Genomic DNA, 23,995 nt, shown 5'->3' on the forward strand with positions numbered 1-23,995 from the left:
GACTGGAAATACCTATTTTTTGATTCGACGGCCATTTCAGCTACATTTAGACTAAGTGTAGAGATGTGTGCTTACGCTGCCTGGCTTTTGCTTTATAGGCTCACATAAGCCGTACCACTGAAATATCCTCGTTGTTAAAGATGTAACACAGGTAGTGACTCGAACTGAGACGGATTCTCTATGCTCCGAAGCCGAGACCCTAAAAGCGCTAAGCTAGCAATTATCATCTGGGCAATAGCGGTTAACGCCCTACTCTTCTTCTTTGTTGCCAAGCTCTTTTTTGGTATTCAGGTCATTGATGAGACATGGCGAGGCTTAGCCACTAAAAACATCAACCATGCTACGAAATTGGCCGAGATAGAGCGCAACATGGGCTATGTCGGCTTTATCCACCATTTTAAAAACTATGTCATCCGAGGCACTGACCTCTATTACCAGCAAGCTGAGGAAAGCTACCAGCAAACCAGCTTGCTGCTCCAAACGTTCCAAGCACAAGCGCAGGATCCAGAAGATATTGCACACACCAAGCTCATTCAAAGCACGCTAGATGACTACTATGCAAAGCTGCATGTTGTGCGAGAGAACTATGATCAGTTAGCAACACAAGCGCTGGACAGCACAGTACGTGTGGATGACTCCTCCGCCCAACTATCACTCATCATGCTGCGTGAGAAGCTTCTTCCGCAGCTTGAACAAAGTGCATCAATCACTGACGAGTTGGTCACACAACACAAAACCAACACCGTGGCCGCAGCGCTCGTTCTTCTGCCGACGTTTATCCTTTCCAGTATCTTTTCAGTGCGTCTAATCAACACGATTACGCACCTAAAAACCGAGTATGCCACCATCTTTAATATGTCACCGGATGGCATTTTATTTATCGATGAAAGCGGTCACATCCTGCGCGCCAACCAAGCCGCTGCCGATATGTTTGAGTACTCGAGGAGTGAATTGAGGACGCTTCGCGTAGAAGATTTGATGGAGGGAAGCATGCGTGAAAATCACTGTCACTATCGACATAACTTTTCACAACGCGAGCAAACCCGCCATATGAGCAGCCGTAGCCCCGCCATGCGCGGTCAGACGAAGAGCGGCTGTATTATTGAGTTAAATATTGCAATCTCAACACGTCAGATCAATAACCAGATGCACTGTGTTTGCATCTTGCGCGACCTAACGGAGCAAAATGAACTGAAGGACCTTGCCGAGCGCGACCATCTGACATCAGTTTATAACCGCCGCTCACTCGAGGCGATCGTAGCCAAGGAGTTTGAGCGCAGTAATCGGATGAAAGCACCGCTATCTCTGATGTTGATTGATATCGATAATTTTAAGCAGATTAATGACTCGCTAGGCCATCAACAAGGCGACGAAGCCATTAAGATCGTCGCACATCACTTGCTGGAGCACACCAGAGCATACGATCACATTGGCCGCTGGGGCGGCGATGAGTTTTTAATTCTATGTCCCGAGTTAGGCCGCGACGATTCATTGTCATTTGCTAAACGGCTGCAAGATCGTGTGCGTCAACTAGACACTTTTCATGGCCACCGTCTCTCCCTCAGTATTGGTATCGCAACACGCCAAAGCGACGAGCGCATACCTTACAAACAGCTCCTACAAGCGGCAGATAAGGCGCTCTATCAAGCGAAAGCTGCGGGTAGGGATCACGCGTTTCATGCTGATACACAGCCCCGTGCTCATAGTGAACTAGTAGACATCAGCTAGTGAAAATCACGCGATTTCACCGTTAACGTGCGCCACTGCTCGCTAATATCCCGTAGTTTACCCGCCACCACATGGATCACATCACCTTCACACTCCAACACGCCAGTCACCTGCAACAGTTGGGCGGTCAGGAGCGCTTTGCGCTGCGCTTTGGCCGTATCCCGCCACACGACAAGATTCATCTGCCCCGTTTCATCCTCAAGCGTGACAAAGGTAACGCCGGTTGCTGTACCCGGCCGTTGGCGGTTTGTTACCAAGCCCGCTACCGTCACTAGCTGGCCATGCCGACATGCCATTAACTGTTCCGCTTGCTTGCAGCCCTGTAGCTCACCTTGCGCCCGTAATAGCGCTAGCGGATGGCGGCCAAGGCTTAAACCAAGGTGACGATAGTCCTCCTCAACATCTTGCTTTTCATCCGGTGCAGCCAATGCCAAGCGGGACTCGGCCACATGAGTCAGCGGATCTAATGCCATAGCATGTTGCGGCGCCAATAACTCCCAACGAGCTTGAAAACGGTGGCCCGCAATACTATTCAGCGCCCCCGCTGCTGCCAGCGCATCCCAATCCTGCTGATGCAACTGGCAGCGTCGGCGTGCGTCTTGCAATGACCGGAATGCCCCCTGCTCCCGAGCGCTTAATAACGCTGCCACAGCGTCATAACGCAACCCTTTAATCAAGCGAAAGCCTAGCCGCAGCTTGGTTCCGTCCACCACAACCGACGAATCCCAAGTGCTCAGGTTAATATCGACACCTTCTACCTCTGCGCCGTGGCGCTGTAAATCCTGTATTAACTGTGCAGGGGAGTAGAAACCTAACGGCTGACTATTCAGTAGCCCACAGCAAAACTGCACGGGATAGTGGCATTTCAACCACGCTGAGATATACACCAACAAGGCAAAGCTGGCTGCATGTGATTCAGGGAAGCCATACTCGCCAAAGCCCTCAATCTGGCGGCAGATACGCTCCGCAAACTCGCGCTCATAACCACGTGCTTGCATCCCCTCCATCAGTTTTTGTTGGTACTCGCGGATATAACCGCTGCGCCGCCATGCAGCCATCGCGCGGCGTAACTGGTCGGCTTCACCGCCGCTAAAACCGGCCGCTACCATCGCCAGTTGAATCACCTGCTCCTGAAAAATGGGCACGCCTAACGTGCGCTTTAGCACCTGCTCCACCTCAGGGCTTGGATAGCTAATCGGCGCTTGTTGCTGGCGGCGTGTTAGATAGGGGTGCACCATATCCCCTTGAATGGGGCCTGGCCGCACAATCGCCACCTCGATCACTAGATCGTAGTAACTGCGTGGCCGCAAGCGCGGCAGCATATTCATCTGCGCCCGCGACTCCACCTGAAAGACTCCCATGCTGTCACCACGACAAAGCATGTCATAGGTATGGCTATCGCCGCGCGGAATATCCTGAATCCGTGTCACGGGCTCGCCTTGCTTTGCCAGCAGGCATAGCGTTTTGCGTATCGCCGTGAGCATTCCCAACGCCAGCACATCCACTTTGAGCAACCCTAGCGACTCCAGATCATCCTTATTCCACTGAATCACAGTACGGTCTGTCATCGCAGCATTCTCGATCGGTACCAATTGGCAAAGCGCCTGCGCGGCAATCACAAAACCGCCCACATGCTGTGACAAGTGGCGCGGAAATCCCAGAATCTCCTCCACCAGCGCGACAAAGTGGCGATATAAGGGCGATGGCTCCTCGCCACCTAGCTCAGCCAACTGCGCTAGCCAAACCTCACGCCCTTCGCGACGCTCTAACTGAGCGATAATCCAGCTCAGATAACTCTCATCCATGCCTAGTGCTTTACCCACATCACGAATGGCACTTTTGGCACGGTAGCTAATTACCGTGGCTGCCAGCCCTGCTCGTTCACGGCCATAGCGTTGGTAAATGTACTGAATCACCTCTTCACGGCGTTCATGCTCAAAATCCACATCGATATCGGGCGGCTCATCACGCTCTTTGGAGATAAAGCGCTCAATTAGCAAGCTAACCTCCCGCGGGTCTGCCTCGGTGATATGCAAGCAATAACATACCACTGAGTTCGCCGCTGAACCGCGCCCTTGGCAGAGGATGCCCTGCTGGCGAGCAAAGCGCACAATATCTTCAATCGTTAGAAAATAGTGTTCATAGCCCAGCTCAGCGATCAGGTGAAGTTCGCGCTCAATCTGCTGTGCAATGGCATCTGGTACCCCTTCAGGAAAGCGCAGTTGTTGGCCACGCAGCACTAAAGCGCGCAGATGTTCAGCAGCGCTGCGCCCTTCAGGCACAAGTTCAGCAGGGTATTCATAGCGCAGCTCAGAGAGCTCAAAGCAGCAGCGGGCGGCAATATCTACCGTGGAGGCCAGCATATCCGCCGGATATAGCGAGGTGAGCTTTTTAAACGAGCGTAGATGCTGCTCACCATTGGCTGCTAAAAGATAACCGGCTTGCTGGATAGACGTTTGTTCGCGGATAGCCGCTAATACATCGTGCAGCGGCTGACGTGCAGGGTTGTGCATCTCAACACGATTCCCACATACCAGCGGCACACCCAGCTGATTGGCAATACGGCACTGCTGCTGAAAACGCCACTGATCATCACCGCTCAGTAAACGGCTGACCATCCACCAAAGACGTTTGGGAAATAGCGTTTTCAGATGCGCCATACGCCGGCGCGCGCTGTTTAAGTCATCACCTGCCAAGTAGAGTAAGAGGCAGTCAGATTGGTGAACAAAATCATCCCAGGTGACCTGATATTTACCTTTCTCTGCACGGCGCCTCGCTTGCGTGATCAGTTCGCATAGCTGCCCGTAGCCGCGCCGGTTACATGCCAGCAAAATCACTTGCTCATCATCGAGGCGAAAGACACTGCCAATAATGAGTTTAATCTGCTGTGCTTTGGCTTCCTCCCACGCCCTTACCACACCTGCGACAGAGCACTCATCGGTCAAGGCAAGCGCTTGATAACCCAACTCAGCCGCCCGTGCGACCAGCTCCTCAGGGTGGGAGGCACCACGCAGAAAGCTAAAATTGCTCAGCACATGCAGTTCAGCATAGGGAAATGGCGCCACCACTAGCCAAACCACCCATGCAGATACCATTGGCGGTTCGCATCACGGAAGATCCACCCCAAACGTCCATCGGGGCTGCGGGCGATGTAGTAATCACGCCGGACGGGCAAAGTATCCCACCAGCCTCCCACAATACGCTCAGGGCCACATAATGGCTGCCACTGGGTGATCTCTGCTGCCGCTAAGTCTGCGGGTTTGGGCAGCAACCAGTGCGGCCTAGCCCCTGAAGGGGGAAGGTGGACCTCTTTGCAACGGCTGTCGGGTAGCACCCAACGATAGCTCTTTTCAGGGCGGTGATCTGCCACCATCACCATCCGTTGCACAGCATCAATCCCTAAACGGGTTTGTAGTTTACTCACCAAGTGCTCAGGGGTATCCACTGCGGCGGCTGAATTAAACAGGTCAGTTGTCATCACCTCGAGTGGTGCCAAACCCTGTGCACGCAGGGTGATCTCGATAACCGGCTGGGTTAAACGTACCCGCTCTAGGCGCAGTTCCCACAACGACATCCACACAGACGCTTGCAACTCCGCACGGCTATGCCGCACTTGAAGTTCCTGAGTCTCAAGGTCACGCAGGCGCAATGTGAGTGTAGTCTCTTGCGCAGATAACTGACATTGGCGTAGATACCCCTCCATCTCGGCAAGCAGGCGTCGCAGCGGAAAGCGCAAACCACCGCTATGCTCAAGCTCATGGGGCAAGATAAGATGGCGGGTGAAATGCTTCGGTGGCGTAAAGTAGCGCGGTGGATCTGGCTGTTCACCAAACAGCTGCGCCAGATAGCGCGGTAGCGTTTTACCAAAACGCCGTGTTAATGCATCGCTTGGCAGCGCGCGCAATTGCTTCACATGTTGAATACCCATCCCTTCTAAGCGCTGTACCACCTTCTGCTCAAGATTCAATCCACGAATGGGTAAGCGCTCAAGGCGTGTACAATGCGCGCTTGCCTCTTCAGCGGTAAAACCTCCTGTTTCAGCCAACACTTTAGCCGCTAAAGGTGTATGCCCTGTGGCGATCTCCGCACTCCAGTGCAGCGTATCCAACGCACTGTGCAGCTGTGCTAAGTAGGGCGATAAACCACCAAAATAGTGCAGCATTGAACCGGCCTCTAGCAAAAGGCCATAGGGCGGATAGAGGCTAATTTGCGCACTAAACCGCCCGGCCCACATGGCAAGTGCCTCTAAGCTACTCGGCTCTTGCTCAGGGTGACGCGTATAACAACGTAGCTCTGGCGCTAAGCTGTAGGCGGTCGCTATTGCCATCCCAGCAGAGACGCCCTGCGCCGTCGCTGCCGCATTACACAGCAACACGTGGGTACCGCGTTCATCTAGCAGTGCTGCCGCTTGCGAACATGCTTGATCGGTATAGTGCGCCTCCAGCGGGAGTAGCGGAAAGTGCAGGTAACACCACAGTGACCCAGCCATCGTGCTAACCTACTGCATGAAGTGTGGGTACAGCCTGTAGCGCGGGCAAGAGCTGATCTTCGCCCACCGCAAGGTTGATCTCTGGTTGTGCCCAACCGCCTTTGCGCTTGAGTAGCGTTAACGAAATACCCTGCGAAGCCGGCTCCAGCTGTAAACGGTAGGGTGCGGCAGAGCTTTGTTCACGCGCAGCCCAAGGACGCAATAAAAAGCCGAGTGTACCGGTCTCATTTGCCGCCACTTGTAATCGGCGCACCATTTTTTCCTGCCCTGAGGGGAGCCAACCGAGTACCGCACTACAGCAGCCGCTTTTCAGGGCCTGCTCGAGTACCCAACCGGTTTCTTTAAGTTGACGTGTATGCACCACGAGAATGTGATCAAGATTCAGCCCCGAAGCACGCAGTGCCGGCGCATAAGGCAACCATGGAGGATCCACCCAGAGCAGCCATTTTTCAGGCGTTTGGCGTTCTAACAGCAGCGGCAGCAAGAGCCGTAACTCGCCGCAGCCGGGTTGCTGACATAGCAACTCCACCAAGTTCCCTAGCTGCCAGCCGCCACCTAGCTGCTGATCCAACTGCTGAAAGCCAGTACTCACAAAGTTATCCACCGATGCTTGCTGGCCTTGCCATAGCACGCCGGAGTGGATCATTTGATTGAGCGATGTTGTACCCATAACGCACCAACAAATACTGTTTATTTATACAGTATTTTTATGCAGTTTAAGGCAAAGTGCAAGCCGGGGATGCAAAGATCGTTGCTACAGGCTGTCATACGCTCCCTGTTGATCAGGGTAAAAGCGCTTATGAAATAACACACCCTGTGGTGGCATCCGCTTCATCTGCAAAGCTTTTCGCGATCTCTAACACCTCTTCGATGGAGGCTTCTAACGCTGCCACACAAGCAGGATCAAACTGTATGCCACTCTCTTGGCGCAAGAATGCAAGGGCATCTTCGCTCGACCAAGCTGCTTTGTAGGGGCGCTCGCTAGTCAGTGCGTCGTAGACATCTGCCACACGTACAATGCGCGCTTCTAAAGGGATCGCCTCCGCAACCAACTGGCATGGATAACCTGAGCCATCCCAGTTTTCATGATGCAGATGCACAATATGGCGCAAAATTTGGCTGTAGCTTTTCTCTTCCAAGCGCAGGTTTGTGAGTGCTTGATCGATAATTTCGAGCCCCCGCACCGTATGCTCCTTCATGGTGGTGTACTCCTCTTCCGTGAGCGGCCCGGCCTTCAGCAAGATGCTGTCTGGAATGGCAATTTTGCCGATGTCATGCAGGGGCGCAAAGGTGAATATATCCTCGATATACTCATCACTAAGGGGCGTATCCCGTGCTAACTTACGCGCAATCACTCGGCTATAACGCGCCATACGTTCAAGGTGCTGGCCGGTTTCGTTATCCCTTAGAGAAGCGACATCTTTCAGTGTTTTAGCGGTACCAATAACACCCTGTACGGCATAGCTCTCTGCGATTAATACCACCTCCATAAGTTTGGCGATCACATCTAACTGAGTACGAATCACCACCGAGGAGAAGCGTTTAGGCATCGAGGAAGCAAAGAAGAGCAGCCCCAGAAAGCGTTTCTGATCAAAGATCGGTACGGCATAGCTACTTTTGATACCCAGCTTCAGTAACCGTTGGGCGCTATCACTGTGTGGCAGCTCGTCTAGCTCGCGAATCAAGCGCGCTGCGGGGTCCTGCATGAGCGGGTAGAGCGGGTTGTCAGCCGTCATCTTAGCCTCATGGTGCGACATGGGCTCCTCTGCACCCGCGGTTGTTAAATACGCTTTCAGCGTGTTTGTTTGTGCTTCGTAGCCCACAAAGTTAATGCGCACAATATCGCGGTAACGTCCCTGCACAACATTCAAAACCGCTTCCAAATTACGATTTAACGAGTTATTGACGCTCAATGCACCAAATGCGGATGGAAGGTGTTGATAAGCTAACCGAGCCATACTCTGTCTAAAACCTCAAAGGCAGATACTAATAAGCTAAACGGACTCACACAGCCCATGAAAGGGCAGAATCTCACGCTAACTACGGAATAGGTGTTAATTTAAAAATGGCAGATGTTGGCCCGTCACTACTAAACAGAATTCTCCCATCGGGCAATGCCAGCAGATCCACAGGCCGCGCCCAACGCTGCCCATCATCTAACTGAAAGCCCGAAACAATATCCTGCTGCGTAATAACAGCACCATCTTCTAGATGTAAGGCAGTTATTTTTGGGGGCCGTCGGCTTGCAGCAGAGCCTGTTGCATCCACCGCCCAAGAGCCATGAAACGCCACCAGCAATTGACCGCTCAGGCTCCCATAAACAGACTGCTCTGGAACAAAGTCGAGGCCCAGCGGTGCTTGTCGTGCGGGAAAGGTTGTAACAGGGTGTTCCACCTGATCTTTACGCTGAGGCGGCTGCGAGCGCTGACAACGATCACGAAACACCTGCTCGCCATCATATTGATACCATGGCATACCATGAAAAGAGCCTGCAGAGAGCGCAACAAGTTGTTCCGGGGGCTGTTCAAAGCCCAGATGATCAGGGCCATTATTGGTTGCATAGAGCCGCTGCTCATGTGGCGACCACGCTAAGCCTACCGGGTTGCGTAACCCGCTTGAGAACACGTCAGCTTGCCAGCGGCCTGCTTTTTTCTGCAAGCGCCAAACGCCGCCACGGCGTTCATTAAATGCATAGGTCTCACTCAGGTATTGGTTCGAGCAATTACCACTGATACCAATACTGACATAAAGGCTGCCATCAGGTCCGGCTACCAGCGTACGTGAGCTATGCCCACCACTCGCGGGCATCGCAAATACCTTTTCTATCGCTTCGAGCCGATTTTCCTGGCGGTTGAGCTGGGTACGATAAACACCTTCACTAGAGGCCACCCAAAGCGCATTTTCATGCCAAAGCACGCTATGGGGGTAACGAAACTGCGGCGTGATACGCTGCGCCTTATAATCCGGAGGCGTTAAGCGATAGATAGCACCGGCACCTGAGCCGACTAAGACTTCACCAGCAACTTCACCATGCGATAGCATCCGCGGGCTAGGTATATCTGTGCTAAACACCGATAGCTGATAGCCTTGCGGGACGGTTACCGTAAACCGCTCTGTGCCCAACACCAAGGTCTGCTGGTAGGTATCTATCGTAGAGCCTGCCGCTGACAGGGTTGATGATAATATAAGGACGTTCCCTGCTATCCACCTCTTATGCTTATGCATTGACTGATCTCCCACACGACATCCTTGCGCGTTGTGTACTCTCATGCCGAGTGGCAGTTGTATTACAAGGTTAACTCGGCTCTGAATAAATGTATGTTTTTACCATCAGTTCTGTTTATAAGTGTAGCGGCTAATGCAAAAAAAAAGCACACTAAGTGTGTGCTTTCTTCGATTTTAGACAGCTGAGTTATTGGGCAGTCCAGCCACCATCAACAGGCATAGTGACACCCGTGATAGATGCAGCAGCATCACCAGCCAAAAAGGTCACTACGGCGGCCACTTGTTCAACCGTTACAAACTGCTTCGTTGGCTGCGCTTTAAGCATGACATCCTGCTTAACTTGCTCTTCAGTAATGCCACGCGCCCGAGCAGTATCGCCAACCTGCTTTTCCACTAACGGCGTCCAAACGTAACCCGGAGCCACGGCATTGACAGTGATTCCCTGCTCTGCAACTTCTAAGGCCACCGTTTTTGTTAAACCTGCGATACCATGCTTGGCTGCCACGTAAGCTGATTTATATGGCGACGCTACCAACGCATGAGCCGATGCTGTGTTGATAATACGGCCCCAGCCCTTCTCTTTCATGCCTGGCAGCACAGCCTTCGTGGTATGGAAGGCCGACGTCAGGTTGATACCAATAATGGCGTCCCACTTCTCTTCAGGGAACTCATCAACCGGCGATACGAACTGGATACCGGCGTTATTAACCAGAATATCCACCGAACCAAACTGCGCTTGAGCTTCTTGGACCATCGCTTGAATTTCATTTGCTTTGAGCATGTTAGCTGGCGAAAAAAGCGCTTTCACGCCGAAGTCCGCTTCAATAGAAGCGCGGATCGCTTCGTTCTCAGCAGGGTCGCCCAAGCCGTTGATCATGACATTCGCACCCTGCTCCGCCAACGCGCGCGCCATCGCCAAACCAATACCTGATGTTGATCCTGTAACCAGTGCATTTTTACCTTTTAACATGCTCAAAAGCTCCCCTTTTCGATCCTAAAATGGCACATCTATCTACATGCCGACAGTCCTTCCACCGTACCACTTTTTTGCACTGCAAAAAACTGATTGCATACCGCTACCCTACTAAAAGTAGCAACACTCCAGGCAGTACGCTTTACCGGCATCCATTACTATATTAATATTTACTTATATAAATAATTACTAATATGGTGGGACTATGAGGCAATACTGGAGCTGGATAACCAGCGGTACCACGCTGGCAATCTGTTTTTTACTGGCGGTCATACTTGTCAAACCAATCGGTGTATCAACCCAGTTTGTGATCGCCGATGGTGTTTTGTGGTCATTATTTGATGACAGCTTGATCACAACCGATACAGACAGCAAGTCTGGCTATGCAAGTACCAACGCTTACCTAGGTAAAAGCGGTGGTAAGTATGCAGCCGCTGTTGAAAATCCCATTAATTACAGCTTTTTATTCGTCTTAGCGATGATCTTTGGCGCTTGGTTAGCGAGCCGCTTTAACCGCCCAACCACTCCCGCCGATACTGCCTCACAACCGGTTTGTCGATTAGGCGATCAACGCTCAGCACGCTTACTGCGGGCGTTTGTTGGCGGTGCGATTGTCCTGTTTGGTGCGCGTCTTGCTGGCGGCTGCACGAGTGGCCATATGATGAGTGGAATGATGCAGACATCACTCAGCGGTTATCTGTTCGCAGCAGGTGCCTTCGCGGTTGCTGTACCTACTGCAATCTTTCTATATGGCCGTCGCTAAGGAGCTTTAAGATGAAAATTATTCTCGCACTCATCCTTGGCACGCTCTTCGGTTTTGTCTTACAACGCGTTGGTGCCACAGATTCACGCAAAATTTGGGGCATGTTAACGCTTCGAGATCTACATCTGGCAAAAGCGATACTCTTTGCCATAGGCGTAAGCTCAATCGTGCTGTTTGCCGGTATGAGCATCGGCATTATCGACGCAGGCCACCTCTCGGTTAAGAGCAGTTACAACGGTGTTATTGTGGGCGGTATGCTGCTCGGGCTAGGTTGGGCAATTGCTGGCTACTGCCCCGGTACCGGTGTTGCAGCCATGGGTGAAGGGAAACCGGATGCCTTTGTTTATGTACTCGGCGGTTTAGCTGGCGCTTTTCTCTACACGTTAAGCTATGGCGCAATCGCCGATAGTTGGCTCTTCAGTCCCATTGGTGGAGGCAAAGTAACACTTGCGGCAACAGGTGAGTACAGCGCTTTAATTGCCACACCCTCTGCGATGCTTGTCGCACTCGTTTTAGGTGGGCTTTTCGCAGCGTTCGCGGTTCTTGCGCCGAAGAAGATCTGAACCCGCTCCCAGCAAAGCCGATCGCTGATATCGGCTTTGCACACTCCTCTACACAAGCGATCCAACCCTTTCTTGCTACAAATCAAATAGCGTTTTGCAGCGGCCCTCTGCACTGCTACTCTGCACCTCTAAAATTCATTATCCTAAACCTTAAAATATTATCTTTATGCTTGATTGGATTCTCAGTACGAACGGCTTCATCATCGAAGCAATCGTGATGTTAGCCATCATTATTTACGTTGGAACACGTATCTAAAATCAAGAAAGACAGTTGCTTGTAAAGGATTAGTCATGCCAACACTGCCTTGTACCTATTTTCCCTTTGCCTTCGCAATCGCCGCCACATTGTTGTCATCGTATGCCAGTGCGTTTAGCGAAGAGGACTTTCTTAGCGATATCCCCGAGGTCGCCTCTGCTACACGTATCAGCCAGCCGCTGGACGATGTCCCCGTCGCCACATCACTGATCACCCGTCAGATGATAGAGGCGTCCGGGATGATAGAAATTCCCGAATTGCTGCGTTTAGTGCCAGGTTTTCAGGTCTACCCAACCAACCACAATAAGTATGCCGTGACCTACCACGGCGAATCGTCTGAGTTTCCCAATGACTTAGAAGTGCGTATTAATGGCCGCCCAGTCTATGTGCCGATGCTCTCCACTGTGGATTGGAACTCTCTTGGCATCACGCTGGACGACATCGAATATATCGAAGTCGTACGCGGCTCGAATGTACCCTCTTATGGATCAAATGCGCTGATGGGCGCGATCAATATCGTCACGCGATCACCCATTAGCCAACCGCAGAATAGAGTGACGTTTACCGCAGGCCCCGATAAACGCCGCGACTACACCGCAACACTGAGTAACCAGCATGAAAACGCTCAATACCGCTTGAGTTTATCAGGGCAGAAAAACAACGGATTCGACTTCCAGCGCGATGGCGAAGAGGTGTATCAGGGCAGCTTGCAGGTCACATTAACACCAACACTCTATGACACGTTCGATTTCAGTGCAGGTTTCAGTCAAGGCTCTATCGTTACTGGGCAAGGCGAGTTATCCCAATACGATGATCGTGACCATATCTCCAGCTATCAACATTTACAGTGGAAACATGAATCCGATCCTTTCAACGAATACACCCTGCAACTTTTTCATAACTTTCTAAGCCTCAAAACACCGAGTTACTGGGCCTCAGACCTATTGGGCGACCCGGGCTTACAGCAGCTCAATGCACAACTCGCGTATCTAGAGCAACAGTACGGTGACGCATACCCGTTCCCAAGCAGTCATGTTTCCGACTTTCGCACCCTAACAAAGGGCGAGAACGGTTCCGTCCATGTGTACGGCGGCGAGCTACAACTCACCCAGCGCCCAACCACTGAGCTTACCCTAGCGTCAGGTGTCGGCTTTCGTTACGAAGATGCACGCAGCGATAGCTTTATTCCCGAAGCGAAAAGTGTACACGAAGAGAACTACTACGCGTTTTCAAATATCGAGTGGCAGCAAACAGCCAAATTACTCTGGAACCTAGGCGTCATGGCGGAGTTCAAAACGACGACGGATGACCCCGCCATCTCGGTTCGTGGCGGCGCCAACTATCATATTGATGACACCACCACCGTTCGCGCATCACTGACTCAGGCATTCCGCACCCCCTCGTTATTGGAGCAAAACGCCGAGACAGCCTATGTTTTTCCAGAAGGTGTTCCGTTTGACTATCAGTTGAAGAAAAGTGATCAGCTCAAGTCAGAGAAGCTCGATGCCGTTGAGCTGGGCCTCTTTTTAAAGCACCCGACTCTGCACGGTTTTACTGATATTAAGCTCTTTTTTGAGGACTCGCGCGATGGCATTGAAGGCTGGTTCTATTACAGCGATCTGGACCTTGCCACGCTGGCGCAAGGTTATCCCGATGAGGAGCGACAACTGCGCAACTCGAAGGACTATCGCAACCGCGGCGTTGAAGTACAGACGTTCTTACAACCGACACCGAAAGATCTTATCAACCTAGCCTACAGCTATAACGATATTAGCGGTGTGCTGCAGCGCGGCGATATTCGCGACCACAAGCCAGATCGTGACCTCTCTGCTGCCGCTCCAAAGCATACATTAAGCTTGCTCTATAATCGCCGCTTCAGCCCAACATTTGATGCGGGCTTCATATTGACCCATATGTCCAAAGTTCAGTGGGAAGGTTCAAGCCTACACGACGATTTCACATCATTAGATGTCAAGTTCACTCAACAATTCCCGACCTCCAGCGGAGAGCGCGTGAGTGCAACACTGATGATCGAAAATCTCTGGGATGCTAAATATTCAGAGTTCCACCGCAACAATGCGCAGGAGAGAAAAATCTACCTAATCCTGAGTTTAGACTTCTAAGTCATCGGGCCAACGCATGGATAGCCTGCTCAAACCACTCATCAGCTTTACACTGCGCCTCTGGCTGGGTGTTTGGCTGCTGGTGTGGCTGAGCACTTTAATGCCAGCCCATGCGATTGGGGTCTCGGTGGTTCTTAGCTCTGAGCACCCCAGCTACAGCACCGTAGCTGAAGCGATTAAACAACAGCTAGCCCCCTCAGTATCGCTGCATGAATGGCAAGCCGATACGTTACCAGCAGCACTACCTGAGGATGACCTGCTTGTTGCAATAGGCACCAAAGCACTCAAAACGCTCCTGCAGAGAAATCTACAACAACCCATGCTGGCCAGTTTTTTACCGCGCCGTAGTTACGAAGAAACTCAGCAATCCTTTAACCATAACGGCAATATCAGTGCCGTCTACTTAGATCAATCGATGGCGCTCCAGCTACGGTTGATTAAGCAGCTAGCGCCGCACACTAAAACCATTGGTTCAGTATTTGGTCCCTCTTCGCAAGCAGACAGCGCGCGCCTTTATAGTGCCGCTTACGAACAAGACTTAGAACTGCATACCGTTGCCTTAAACCCAGACGACAACCCGATTGCTGTTCTGCAGCCCATTATCGAGCAGTCTGATCTTTTTCTTGCGATACCTGATCAATCGGCATTTAATAGAGCAAGCGCCAAATGGTCATTATTTATCGCTTTACGCGCTCGCAAAGCGCTCATTGGTTTTTCAGAAAAATATGTTGATGCCGGCGCGCTGGCGGCGGTGTATTCAACCCCGGAGCAGATCGGACGACAAACGGCGGAAGCTGTGGACAACTACCTCGAAAACGGAATTTTCCCAGCGCCAGCCCATCCGCGCTATTTTACGGTCAAGATCAATGACAGTACTGCGCGCTTGATTGGCTGGCCGATACCCAATGCCGAGCAGCTCACGCGTCAGCTACAGGAGTGGATGCAATGACGCCCTCGCTGTTTCATCGCCTCGATATCCGCCAACGCATTCTGCTATTAACGCTGATCCCGCTGCTGCTGATTTCGCTCTTACTTGGTAGCTACTTTATCTACACCCGCCTCCAAGATACGGAACGCCATTTAACCGAACATGGCGAGCTACTAGCACGGCTCATGGCATCGTCAACCGAGTTTATCTATCTCACCAATAACAACGCCGAGCTTAAAAAGATCAGTAAAGGCACCTTTATGGAGCAAGGCGTCGAAGATGCCATCTTCCTCAATGATGAGCTGAAACTGCTGCTGCGCAATGCGCAGTTTCCCTTTGATCCTTACAAAGTCACACGCCAACCGCTGTTTAAAAGCGAAGGCAAATGGTTCTTCTCTCAACCGATCAAACGCACTGGCTTGAGCGTTGTGGATAACCCAGAGTACCAAAATACCGAGGCACTTGAGGATGTCATTGGCTGGGCGGTTGTGGTGATATCGGACGCGGAGAAGATCGCTCAAGAGCGGCAGATCGTGATTACCAGCTGCGCACTACTGTTCGTTGGTTTCTTAATCACTTTCCTCATGGCGCGCAGACTCGGTAAACAGATCAGTACGCCCGTACTGGAACTTACCGAAGCGATGCAGCGTATCCAAGCCGGTGATCAGCACTACCGTTTGGGTAAGCAATATTCCGCGGAGTTCAGTGATCTTGCCGAGGGGTTAAATAAACTGGCGGATGCGGTACAAAAATCGCTGGAGAACCAAGCGATACGCATTGACCTATCAACGCGCAAACTCACCGCCACACTGCGCCACCTAGAGCAACAAAATGAGGCGCTCGCCAAAGCCCGCCAGCACGCTGATGATGCTAACAAGGCGAAAGATGACTTCCTTGCACGCATGAGCCATGAGCTGCGTACACCACTGACATCGGTGGTCGGCTTCGCGCGTTTATTAAGCCAAACGCCCTGCACTGCCGATCAACTACAGCATATTCGTATCATCAACCAAACTGCGCAAATGCTGATGTCGATCATCGATGACATCTTAGATTTCTCCAAGTTACAAGAGAACGCCATTGCGCTTGAACGTATCTCCTTCAACCTTGAAGAGAGCATCCATAGCGTACTCGAGATGCAAGCCCCCCATGCCCACGATAAGGGGTTAGAGCTACTGGTAAACTTGCCTGCAAAAGCCAATACACGAGTCGTAGGGGATCCAACTCGACTGACTCAGATCATCGCGAATCTCGTATCTAATGCGATTAAGTTCACGGAAAAAGGGCATATCAACATCACGTTGGGCGTCGAGCGTATCAACTCCCAGCAGAGCTTATTCTCTATCTATGTGAGCGATACCGGCATCGGCATTCCAAAGGATCACCTCGACCAACTGTTCCAAGCCTTTATGCAGGCCGATACATCAATTACCCGGCGTTTTGGCGGGTCTGGCCTTGGACTGGTGATATCGAAAAAGCTCGCAGAGCTGATGGGCGGTAAGCTGTCGATGTATAGCGAGGTTAATCAGGGCACGCAGGTGGAGGTATCCATTCCTCTGCGTATGTCTGAACAAACTCGTAATCTACTAAAACGGGCGCCTGAATTAGACCGGCCGTTGCTCTATTTTGACCAAGACCCCGCTGTAGCAGAGTCAACCTTGCACCTGTTCTCCTCCTCGCGGGATAACATCAAAGTCACGCATGATCTCGATGAGTTTCTAGCTTTAGCGGAACACTACGATGTAGCGCTGGTGGGTATTCCCGTGGATCGATTTAGTGAACCTAAGGTCTCCCACGCACTGGCCGGCATCAAACCTAAAACACGTTTAATCTGCCTAACACCCTGTGGCTACGAGCTACCTACCCACCTGACGAACGCCGTTGCAACACCCAAGCCTGCACGGCTCGAGAAATTGCTGGAGCTACTGGCGCAATCACCTACCCCCCAGCGCACTGCACCACAACCCACAATCAGGCGCACAGTACGCGTCCTGATTGCTGAAGACAATGAGTATAACCAGCTCCTTATTAGCAAAATTCTCAACGCACACCATATGGAAACCATCACGGCTAACAATGGTCTTGAAGCGATTCAGCTGGCCGAGAGTGAAGTACCGGATCTTGTCTTGATGGATGTGCATATGCCGGTCATGGATGGTCTAGAGGCCACCACTCGCATTCGCCAAATATTACCAAAGCTGCCCATTATCGCGCTGACGGCCAACGTTATAGAGAGTGAACATCTCTCGCTTTACAACGCAGGCGTATCAAAAGTGTTGCTCAAGCCCATCAATGATAAGCAGCTCATTAAACATATCGAAACCACCGTAAGCCGCACACAAGAGCAGGAGCGGGATCGACCAAAACACCTAGATCACCTGGAAAATACCCCTGCCGCACCGGTACTCGATGTCGCTAAATACGACTTGAAAGACCAACTGGTTGAAGAGCTGCTGCGTTTAGCAAACCAGCTAGAAGCGGCGGTGATACGCACGGATAAAATTGCCCTACGCGAAACCAACCACCAACTAGCGGGATTGGCGGGGTTGTACGAGCTGCCAGAGGTGGAGTGCTGCACCGCAGATATCCATACGATTGTCCATGCGACACCGGTCGACTGGTCTGAATTATGGAAACTAAGCTGGCGCTTGAAGCGCCTGTTGAAAGGTTCTGATGAGGCGATCGTAGGACATATCAACGAGCGCTTTGAAGGGACAGAGGTAGAAAGCTAAAACGTGCGCACAATAGGCGATGTATCGATCAGTTTTTTGAGCCGCTCACCAATACGCTGTAGCTGTGCCATACCTGCAGGGTTGTAACGGCATCGCCCAATACCAAAACGCACCTCACCGCTACCCTCCTCCGCCTCCAATTCTAGGTCGTAACACCGCTGGCGAATCGTTTCCAAGTCAGGATCATGGACGATAGGAATGCCAATAAACAACGACCAGCGATCATGCTCAAGTTGACCGGTTTGCAGTGCTTGCATCATCTCATAGATATCAGCGCGCTTAGGCCGATACACAGGCGCACGGCCAAACAGAAGCGCACCTGTTAACGCCAACATAACGACGAGACACACAAAAAACACCAGCATAAATTCCATTGGGTTCTCCTCGTTCTTGCCGCGTGATCAGCGATTAATGCCGAGGCTGATTCAATAGCACGAGTAACTGCTTCGCCGCGGCTTTGACGGCATCACCGCGTGCTTGCTCAATCTGCTCGATATCACGCTCAAATTTGCGTCGTGTCTTACGATCCAGCGCTTTCCAGGCCTCTAGAATTGGAATATGTTCGGTCTCTCGGAAAACCTCATCGAATACCTGATATTCAGCTTGCTGATGAAGTGACGCATCATAGTAATCGAGCAGCGAGCGAATGCGGATCGAGGCCTCAACCGGACCCACTTGCTCCTCTTGCAGCGCATGCGCAAGAATTTTTAGGCTATCCACAACATAGGTGTACTTTTCTTGGCGCTGAGCTTCCAAACGCGCGAGCTGCTCACGTTGTTGCGCTTGCTTCGTTTTAATAAAGCGGTACTGTCGGTATATATAGATCGACAAACCGATAATGGCGATCACACCTATCGCTATTAAACTGTAGATAACTGTTTCTGACACGCGAGCTACTCTCTGTTAACGCTATGAAAAAATTTACGTCTCATCCTACCGTAGGTGATGTTATTCGTGAAATGTATCTGCACCCCACTCAGATGAGCGCCCAAGAAGCCGCTGACTTATGCGGTCTAGATTGCGCTGTGTTTGAAGCGATACTTTCGGGTCAGCAGGCGCTTAACTACCAACTTGCCTATCGCCTTGCGCAAGGCTTTAACACCTCTTATACGTTCTGGTTGGGCATTCAGGCCACCCATAAAAAAGCCCCTGCACAAGCAGAGGCTGATTAACCAAACCAAGGGCGTTTAGGTGGCGTTGTTCAACGCATTTTCAACCCATTCAAAGACCTGTGGATACGGCACAGGGAACATCGGTTGAAGTGCCTGCAATGACTGCTGTAGCGCCGGTAGATCTGAATTAGTCAGATTGATATGCCCCACTTTACGGCCAACACGCACCTCTTTCCCATACCAGTAAAGCTCTGCGCTCGGTACTGATAACCAAGCATCCTGCTTCTCAACGCCGATCAGGTTGATCATCACAGACTGGCCCTTCACGATAGCTGGCGCCATCGGCAGACCTGCAACTGCGCGCACGTGGTACTCAAATTGGCTGATACTCGCACCGGCTTGCGTCCAATGCCCGCTGTTGTGTACGCGTGGTGCTAGCTCGTTAACCATCAAGTGATCGCCAACACGGAAGCACTCCATTGCCATCACACCCACGTAATCCAATGAGTCAAGCAGCTTACCCAGCATCTGCTCAGCTTCACTTTGCAGCGCTTCCAGACGTGCGAGTGGCGCCACGGACGCCATCAGAATACCGTTGACGTGTAGATTCAACGCTAGCGGATAGAAGTACAGATTACCTTCGGCATCACGGGCACCGACTAACGATACTTCCTCATCGAACGGAATTTTCTTCTCAGCAATCGCTTCATTGTGCCAACCTTCAGGCACTTTGGTGCCTTCAGCCTGCTTGAGCCAAAACTGCCCACGGCCATCGTAACCGCCCGTACGGCGCTTCAACAGCACCGTATCACCGAGGCGTTCGTAAAGTGTTGCCGCTTGGGTATCCTGCCCGACCAGCTGCCATGGCGCTGTTGCGATCTGAAGCTCATCCAGTAGCTGCTTTTGTGTAAAGCGATCAGCGAGACGCGGAAATACTTCACGGTTCAAAAAGTGCGGATGATTCGCCAACTGGACCGTTGCGCCAGTTTCTGGCCATTGCTCTCGCTCCGCTGTCACAACATCATTTGGTGACATCTCAACAGCGAACGGTTGTTCAATATCAACCGGTTCGACGTCAACACCCAAAGGCATGGCCGCATGTCGTAGCATTGCACCGAGTTGACCGGCGCCTAATACCCAAACTTTACTCATTAAGCTTCTCGTGGATCTGGATTTTCAAGAACAGTTTCAGTCTGAGCAGCGCGGAAAGCTTCGATACGCGCTGCTAACTCAGCATCTTGGTTAGCCAGCATTTGAGCCGCTAGCAAACCGGCATTAAAAGCACCTGCCGAACCAATCGCAAGCGTGCCAACGGCAACGCCCTTTGGCATCTGAACAATCGATAGCAAGCTGTCCATACCGCTTAAGGCTTTGCTTTGTACCGGAACACCCAGCACAGGAAGACGCGTGTTCGCAGCAACCATGCCAGGTAGATGCGCAGCGCCACCAGCACCAGCAATGATCACTTGATAGCCATTTTCAGCTGCGGTTTCAGAGAAACTGAACAACTTACCCGGCGTGCGATGCGCCGACACAACTTCCACGTGGTAACCCACTTGCAGTTGATCAAGAATTTCGGTGGCAGGTTTCATGGTTTCCCAATCACTTTTAGAACCCATGATGATGGCAACACTTGCTTGCATAACGTCAATCCAATTTACGGTAGGCCCGGCACAGCATCGAATGATCGCTCGCTGGGGCTTGAAAATAGCAAAGCGGCATTGTAGCAAAAAACTAGCTCGCGTTCGCCTGTTCTCACGCAAAAATACGCACCCCTCCGCTGCGGAAAAAGCTGCTTTTTGAGTCAGGAAATTGATGACAGCATCATGAAAATTATTCAAATACTCGCCAAATCAGAGTATTTCGCAAACAAACCAGAGGATCATGTAAGACGCTCATTGAACACTCCCCTACAGTGTCGAGTCCAAATACGAAGACCGCGCATCGTACGCCGTCACGATTGTTTAGGGAGCATAGCTATGTTCAAAGCCACTGATGTCCTAATACCGGGATATATCGACCAGCCACGCGATACGTTGTGGGAAAAAATTTCACCTCTTTATGCGGTGGATGAATCGGCCTGGTTGAAAGAGTTATTGCCGCTTGCCGCACCTTCAGACGACGAGCGCAACACCATCACACAAGGTGCCACGGCCCTAATCGAACAGGTTCGCGCAGACGATGACGCTATTCACATGGTGGATGCGCTGTTACTAGAATACAGCCTTGATACCCAAGAGGGTATTCTGCTGATGTGTCTTGCCGAAGCCTTGATGCGTATCCCAGACGCTGATACCGCCGACGCTCTGATCCGCGACAAACTATCAGTGGCTGACTGGAAAGCTCACCTGAGCAAATCAGACTCGCTCTTTGTTAATGCATCCACATGGGGATTGCTGCTGACCGGTAAAGTTGTCTCGATGGACAAAGACACCGAGGGCAATGCGTCTAGTGCGATCAACCGCTTGGTTAACAAGATGTCGGAGCCTATGATCCGTAAGGCGATGTACCAAGCGATGAAAATTATGGGTCACCAGTTTGTACTGGGCCGCTCAATCGATGAAGCCCTGAAACGCGGTAAGAGCTATCGCGAGAAAGGCTACACCTACTCCTTTGACATGCTAGGCGAAGCGGCACTGACCCAAGCTGATGCGAAGAAGTACTTCGATGACTACTTAAGCGCGATCGAAGCGGTGGGTAACAACACATTCACCGGCGACGCTCCGCGACCAACGATCTCCATTAAACTCTCGGCGTTGCACCCACGGTATGAAGTGGCGCAAAAAGCACGCGTAATGGAAGAGATGTACACACAGGTCATCGCACTGGCAGAAAAAGCACGTGCTTTGAATGTGGGCATCACCATTGATGCAGAAGAAGCCGACCGCCTCGAACTATCGTTGGAGCTATTCGAAAAGCTTTATACCAGCACCGCAATCAAGGGCTGGGGGCAGTTTGGCCTTGTCGTGCAAGCTTACTCAAAACGGGCACTGCCAGTACTTGCTTGGCTAGCCGCTCTTGCGAAAGCACAAGGTGACTGCATTCCTTTGCGCCTCGTAAAAGGCGCCTACTGGGATAGCGAGATCAAGAATTGTCAGCAACGGGGTTTGCAGGGCTATCCGGTTTATACACGCAAAGAAGCCACTGATACCGCTTACTTGGCCTGTGCACGCTTCCTGTTGAGTGAAGATGTTCGCGGCAATATCTATCCACAGTTCGCCAGCCATAATGCGCACACCGTTGCCGCCATTGTTACCATGACAGCGCACGATGATTACGAATTCCAGCGCCTACACGGCATGGGTGATGCGCTCTACAACACGGTTATCAAGCAGCACGATGTTAACGTGCGTATCTATGCTCCGGTTGGCAACCATAAAGACTTGCTACCTTACTTGGTGCGTCGCCTGCTTGAGAACGGCGCCAACAGTTCATTCGTGCACCGTTTGGTGGATGCACGCTGCCCGGTAGCTGATCTTGTCCACCATCCCGTGGACGTCTTGAGCGCTCGTAAAAGCTTAGCAAATCCCTATATTCCACTGCCTGGGCAGCTTTACGGTGATACACGCACCAACTCGCAAGGCGTTAATATTGATATCGAAGCCGATTGGGAAGCGTTCGCTGCCATCATCAAGCCGTTTATGGGCACCCAATGGCAGGCAGGCCCCATCGTGAATGGCCAGCTATGCCAGACTGGTGAACAGCACAGCGTAACTGCGCCTTACCAGCACAGCGAAACCGTGGGTCAGGTTTACTGGGCCGATGCAGATACCGTACAAACAGCCATTGCCGCCGCTGCCGACTTCTACCCAACATGGCGTGCAACGCCCGTTGCAGAGCGTGCTGCCGCGATCGCGAAGTTGGGCGATCTGCTCGAAGCAAACTACGGTGAGTTGATGGCGCTTTGCCATCGTGAAGCGGGTAAAACCCTGCAAGACAGCATCGATGAGATCCGCGAAGCGGTCGACTTCTGCCGCTACTATGCCGTACAGGCTCAAGAGCACCTAACCACGCCGCACACGAGCCAAGACTTCAATGGCACAAGCTTTGTCACTGAACGCCAAGGCCGTGGTGTATTTGCTTGTATCTCACCATGGAACTTCCCACTGGCGATCTTCCTCGGTCAAGTAACAGCAGCGTTAGCAGCGGGTAACACTGTGATTGCGAAGCCTGCAGAGCAAACAAGTTTAATCGCTTACCGCGCCATCGAGCTGTTGCTTGAAGCAGGCGTACCGGCAGGTGCAATTCAACTGCTGCCGGGCGATGGAGCAACAGTGGGCGCACCACTCACCAGCGATGTGCGTATTGCGGGTGTTGCCTTCACAGGCTCGACCGAGACAGCCCGCCTAATCAACCGATCGCTGGCAAACCGCAACACGGCACCGGCACCACTGATCGCTGAGACGGGCGGCCAAAACGCCATGATCATCGACTCCACTTCACTGCCTGAACAGGTGGTACGCGATGTCGTACGCTCTGCATTTGCCTCAGCGGGGCAGCGCTGCTCGGCGTTGCGCGTTCTTTTTGTGCAGGAAGATATCGCCGAACGTGTTATCCCAATGATTCGTGGCGCGATGCTTGAGCAAGTGGTTGGCGACCCGAGCCTACACCAAACGGATGTCGGCCCGGTGATCGACCGTGAGGCACAAGCGGGCTTGCTGGCACACATCGAACGTATGCAACAAGAAGCGACACTGATCGCCCAAACGCCCCTGCCACATAACGCAGAACAGGGCACCTTCGTCGCGCCAACAGCCTTTGAGATCAACAGCATCGACCAACTAGGCCGCGAGCAGTTTGGGCCAATTTTGCATGTGGTGCGCTACAAGGCCAGCGAGCTAGACCAAATTATTGATCGTATCAATGCAACAGGTTACGGCCTTACGCTGGGCATCCATTCACGTAATGAAACCACCTCGGTGCACATTACCCAGCGCGTGCGCGCCGGCAACATGTACGTCAACCGTGACCAAGTGGGCGCGGTTGTGGGTGTACAGCCATTTGGTGGTCAGGGCTTATCCGGCACCGGACCGAAAGCGGGCGGGCCGCACTATTTGAAGCGTTTCACGAAAACCGTTCGTGTCACCCAAGCATGACTAAGGA

At 52.0% G+C, this 23,995-nt stretch carries 18 protein-coding genes; 8 read left to right on the forward strand and 10 right to left on the reverse strand.

Translation table 11 applies throughout. The features are described 5' to 3' along the window. Window positions 1–180 precede the first annotated feature (180 nt). Entirely contained in the window at window positions 181–1,728 is a 1,548-nt protein-coding gene (locus E4L36_RS09840) for a sensor domain-containing diguanylate cyclase (protein ID WP_136680448.1), read from the forward strand. Here the strand turns inward: E4L36_RS09840 and E4L36_RS09845 are convergent. The 6 genes from E4L36_RS09845 to E4L36_RS09870 all read right to left on the reverse strand — a co-directional run bounded on the left by E4L36_RS09845 (window position 1,725) and on the right by E4L36_RS09870 (window position 10,412). Further along, complete coding sequence (locus E4L36_RS09845) at window positions 1,725–4,823, reverse strand: error-prone DNA polymerase (protein ID WP_136680449.1); 3,099 nt, start codon at window positions 4,821–4,823, stop codon at window positions 1,725–1,727. The genes E4L36_RS09840 and E4L36_RS09845 overlap by 4 nt on opposite strands. Further along, window positions 4,796–6,217: a DNA polymerase Y family protein gene (locus E4L36_RS09850; RefSeq protein WP_136680450.1), complete on the reverse strand. Its 1,422-nt coding sequence runs from the start codon at window positions 6,215–6,217 to the stop codon at window positions 4,796–4,798. The genes E4L36_RS09845 and E4L36_RS09850 overlap by 28 nt, the downstream gene beginning before the upstream one ends. 4 nt (window positions 6,218–6,221) lie before the next feature. Beyond that, window positions 6,222–6,887: a translesion DNA synthesis-associated protein ImuA gene (gene imuA, locus E4L36_RS09855; RefSeq protein ID WP_136680451.1), complete on the reverse strand. Its 666-nt coding sequence runs from the start codon at window positions 6,885–6,887 to the stop codon at window positions 6,222–6,224. Between the two features lie 127 nt (window positions 6,888–7,014). Continuing rightward, complete coding sequence (locus E4L36_RS09860) at window positions 7,015–8,175, reverse strand: HD domain-containing phosphohydrolase (protein ID WP_136680452.1); 1,161 nt, start codon at window positions 8,173–8,175, stop codon at window positions 7,015–7,017. A gap of 82 nt (window positions 8,176–8,257) precedes the next feature. Then, complete coding sequence (locus tag E4L36_RS09865) at window positions 8,258–9,442, reverse strand: PQQ-dependent sugar dehydrogenase (RefSeq protein ID WP_169051519.1); 1,185 nt, start codon at window positions 9,440–9,442, stop codon at window positions 8,258–8,260. A gap of 187 nt (window positions 9,443–9,629) precedes the next feature. After that, entirely contained in the window at window positions 9,630–10,412 is a 783-nt protein-coding gene (locus E4L36_RS09870) for a 3-hydroxybutyrate dehydrogenase (protein WP_136680454.1), read from the reverse strand. A gap of 208 nt (window positions 10,413–10,620) precedes the next feature. Here E4L36_RS09870 and E4L36_RS09875 point away from each other — a divergent pair, with 208 nt between their 5' ends. The 5 genes from E4L36_RS09875 to E4L36_RS09895 all read left to right on the forward strand — a co-directional run bounded on the left by E4L36_RS09875 (window position 10,621) and on the right by E4L36_RS09895 (window position 17,780). After that, window positions 10,621–11,178 (forward strand): YeeE/YedE thiosulfate transporter family protein, encoded by a 558-nt coding sequence (locus E4L36_RS09875; RefSeq protein WP_136680455.1) that lies wholly within the window; start codon window positions 10,621–10,623, stop codon window positions 11,176–11,178. 11 nt (window positions 11,179–11,189) lie between these two features. Further along, window positions 11,190–11,741, forward strand: a complete 552-nt coding sequence (locus E4L36_RS09880; RefSeq protein ID WP_127693303.1) for a DUF6691 family protein — start codon at window positions 11,190–11,192, stop codon at window positions 11,739–11,741. A 291-nt stretch (window positions 11,742–12,032) separates the two neighbouring features. After that, complete coding sequence (locus E4L36_RS09885; protein WP_136680456.1) at window positions 12,033–14,120, forward strand: TonB-dependent receptor; 2,088 nt, start codon at window positions 12,033–12,035, stop codon at window positions 14,118–14,120. Between the two features lie 16 nt (window positions 14,121–14,136). After that, the gene (locus E4L36_RS09890) at window positions 14,137–15,069 is read left to right on the forward strand and encodes an ABC transporter substrate binding protein (protein ID WP_136680457.1); all 933 of its coding nucleotides are present in this window, start codon (window positions 14,137–14,139) and stop codon (window positions 15,067–15,069) included. After that, a complete protein-coding gene (locus tag E4L36_RS09895; RefSeq protein ID WP_136680458.1) occupies window positions 15,066–17,780 on the forward strand; it encodes an ATP-binding protein in 2,715 nt (904 codons plus the stop codon). Before E4L36_RS09890 ends, E4L36_RS09895 begins: the two co-directional genes overlap by 4 nt. On the opposite strand, the gene E4L36_RS09900 is transcribed toward E4L36_RS09895, so the two are convergent. After that, window positions 17,777–18,154 carry a hypothetical protein gene (locus E4L36_RS09900; RefSeq protein WP_127693307.1) on the reverse strand — a complete coding sequence of 126 codons (378 nt, stop codon included), beginning with the start codon at window positions 18,152–18,154 and terminating at the stop codon, window positions 17,777–17,779. The genes E4L36_RS09895 and E4L36_RS09900 overlap by 4 nt on opposite strands. Window positions 18,155–18,188: 34 nt before the next feature. Continuing rightward, the gene (locus E4L36_RS09905) at window positions 18,189–18,668 is read right to left on the reverse strand and encodes a DUF2489 domain-containing protein (protein WP_136680459.1); all 480 of its coding nucleotides are present in this window, start codon (window positions 18,666–18,668) and stop codon (window positions 18,189–18,191) included. 23 nt (window positions 18,669–18,691) lie between these two features. On the opposite strand from E4L36_RS09905, the gene E4L36_RS09910 reads away from it, so the two are divergent. Next, a complete protein-coding gene (locus E4L36_RS09910) occupies window positions 18,692–18,952 on the forward strand; it encodes a hypothetical protein (RefSeq protein WP_127693309.1) in 261 nt (86 codons plus the stop codon). A 15-nt stretch (window positions 18,953–18,967) separates the two neighbouring features. Here E4L36_RS09910 and purK read toward each other — a convergent pair whose 3' ends face one another. Further along, window positions 18,968–20,044, reverse strand: a complete 1,077-nt coding sequence (gene purK, locus E4L36_RS09915; protein WP_127693310.1) for a 5-(carboxyamino)imidazole ribonucleotide synthase — start codon at window positions 20,042–20,044, stop codon at window positions 18,968–18,970. Further along, on the reverse strand, window positions 20,044–20,535 hold the full coding sequence (gene purE, locus E4L36_RS09920; RefSeq protein WP_127693311.1) for a 5-(carboxyamino)imidazole ribonucleotide mutase: 492 nt from the start codon (window positions 20,533–20,535) through the stop codon (window positions 20,044–20,046). The genes purK and purE overlap by 1 nt, the downstream gene beginning before the upstream one ends. A 336-nt stretch (window positions 20,536–20,871) precedes the next feature. On the opposite strand from purE, the gene putA reads away from it, so the two are divergent. Next, on the forward strand, window positions 20,872–23,988 hold the full coding sequence (gene putA / locus E4L36_RS09925) for a bifunctional proline dehydrogenase/L-glutamate gamma-semialdehyde dehydrogenase PutA (protein ID WP_136680460.1): 3,117 nt from the start codon (window positions 20,872–20,874) through the stop codon (window positions 23,986–23,988). Window positions 23,989–23,995 lie beyond the last annotated feature (7 nt).

It is taken from the genome of Neptunomonas sp. XY-337, assembly GCF_004959845.1.
Lineage (GTDB): Bacteria > Pseudomonadota > Gammaproteobacteria > Pseudomonadales > Balneatricaceae > Neptunomonas > Neptunomonas marina.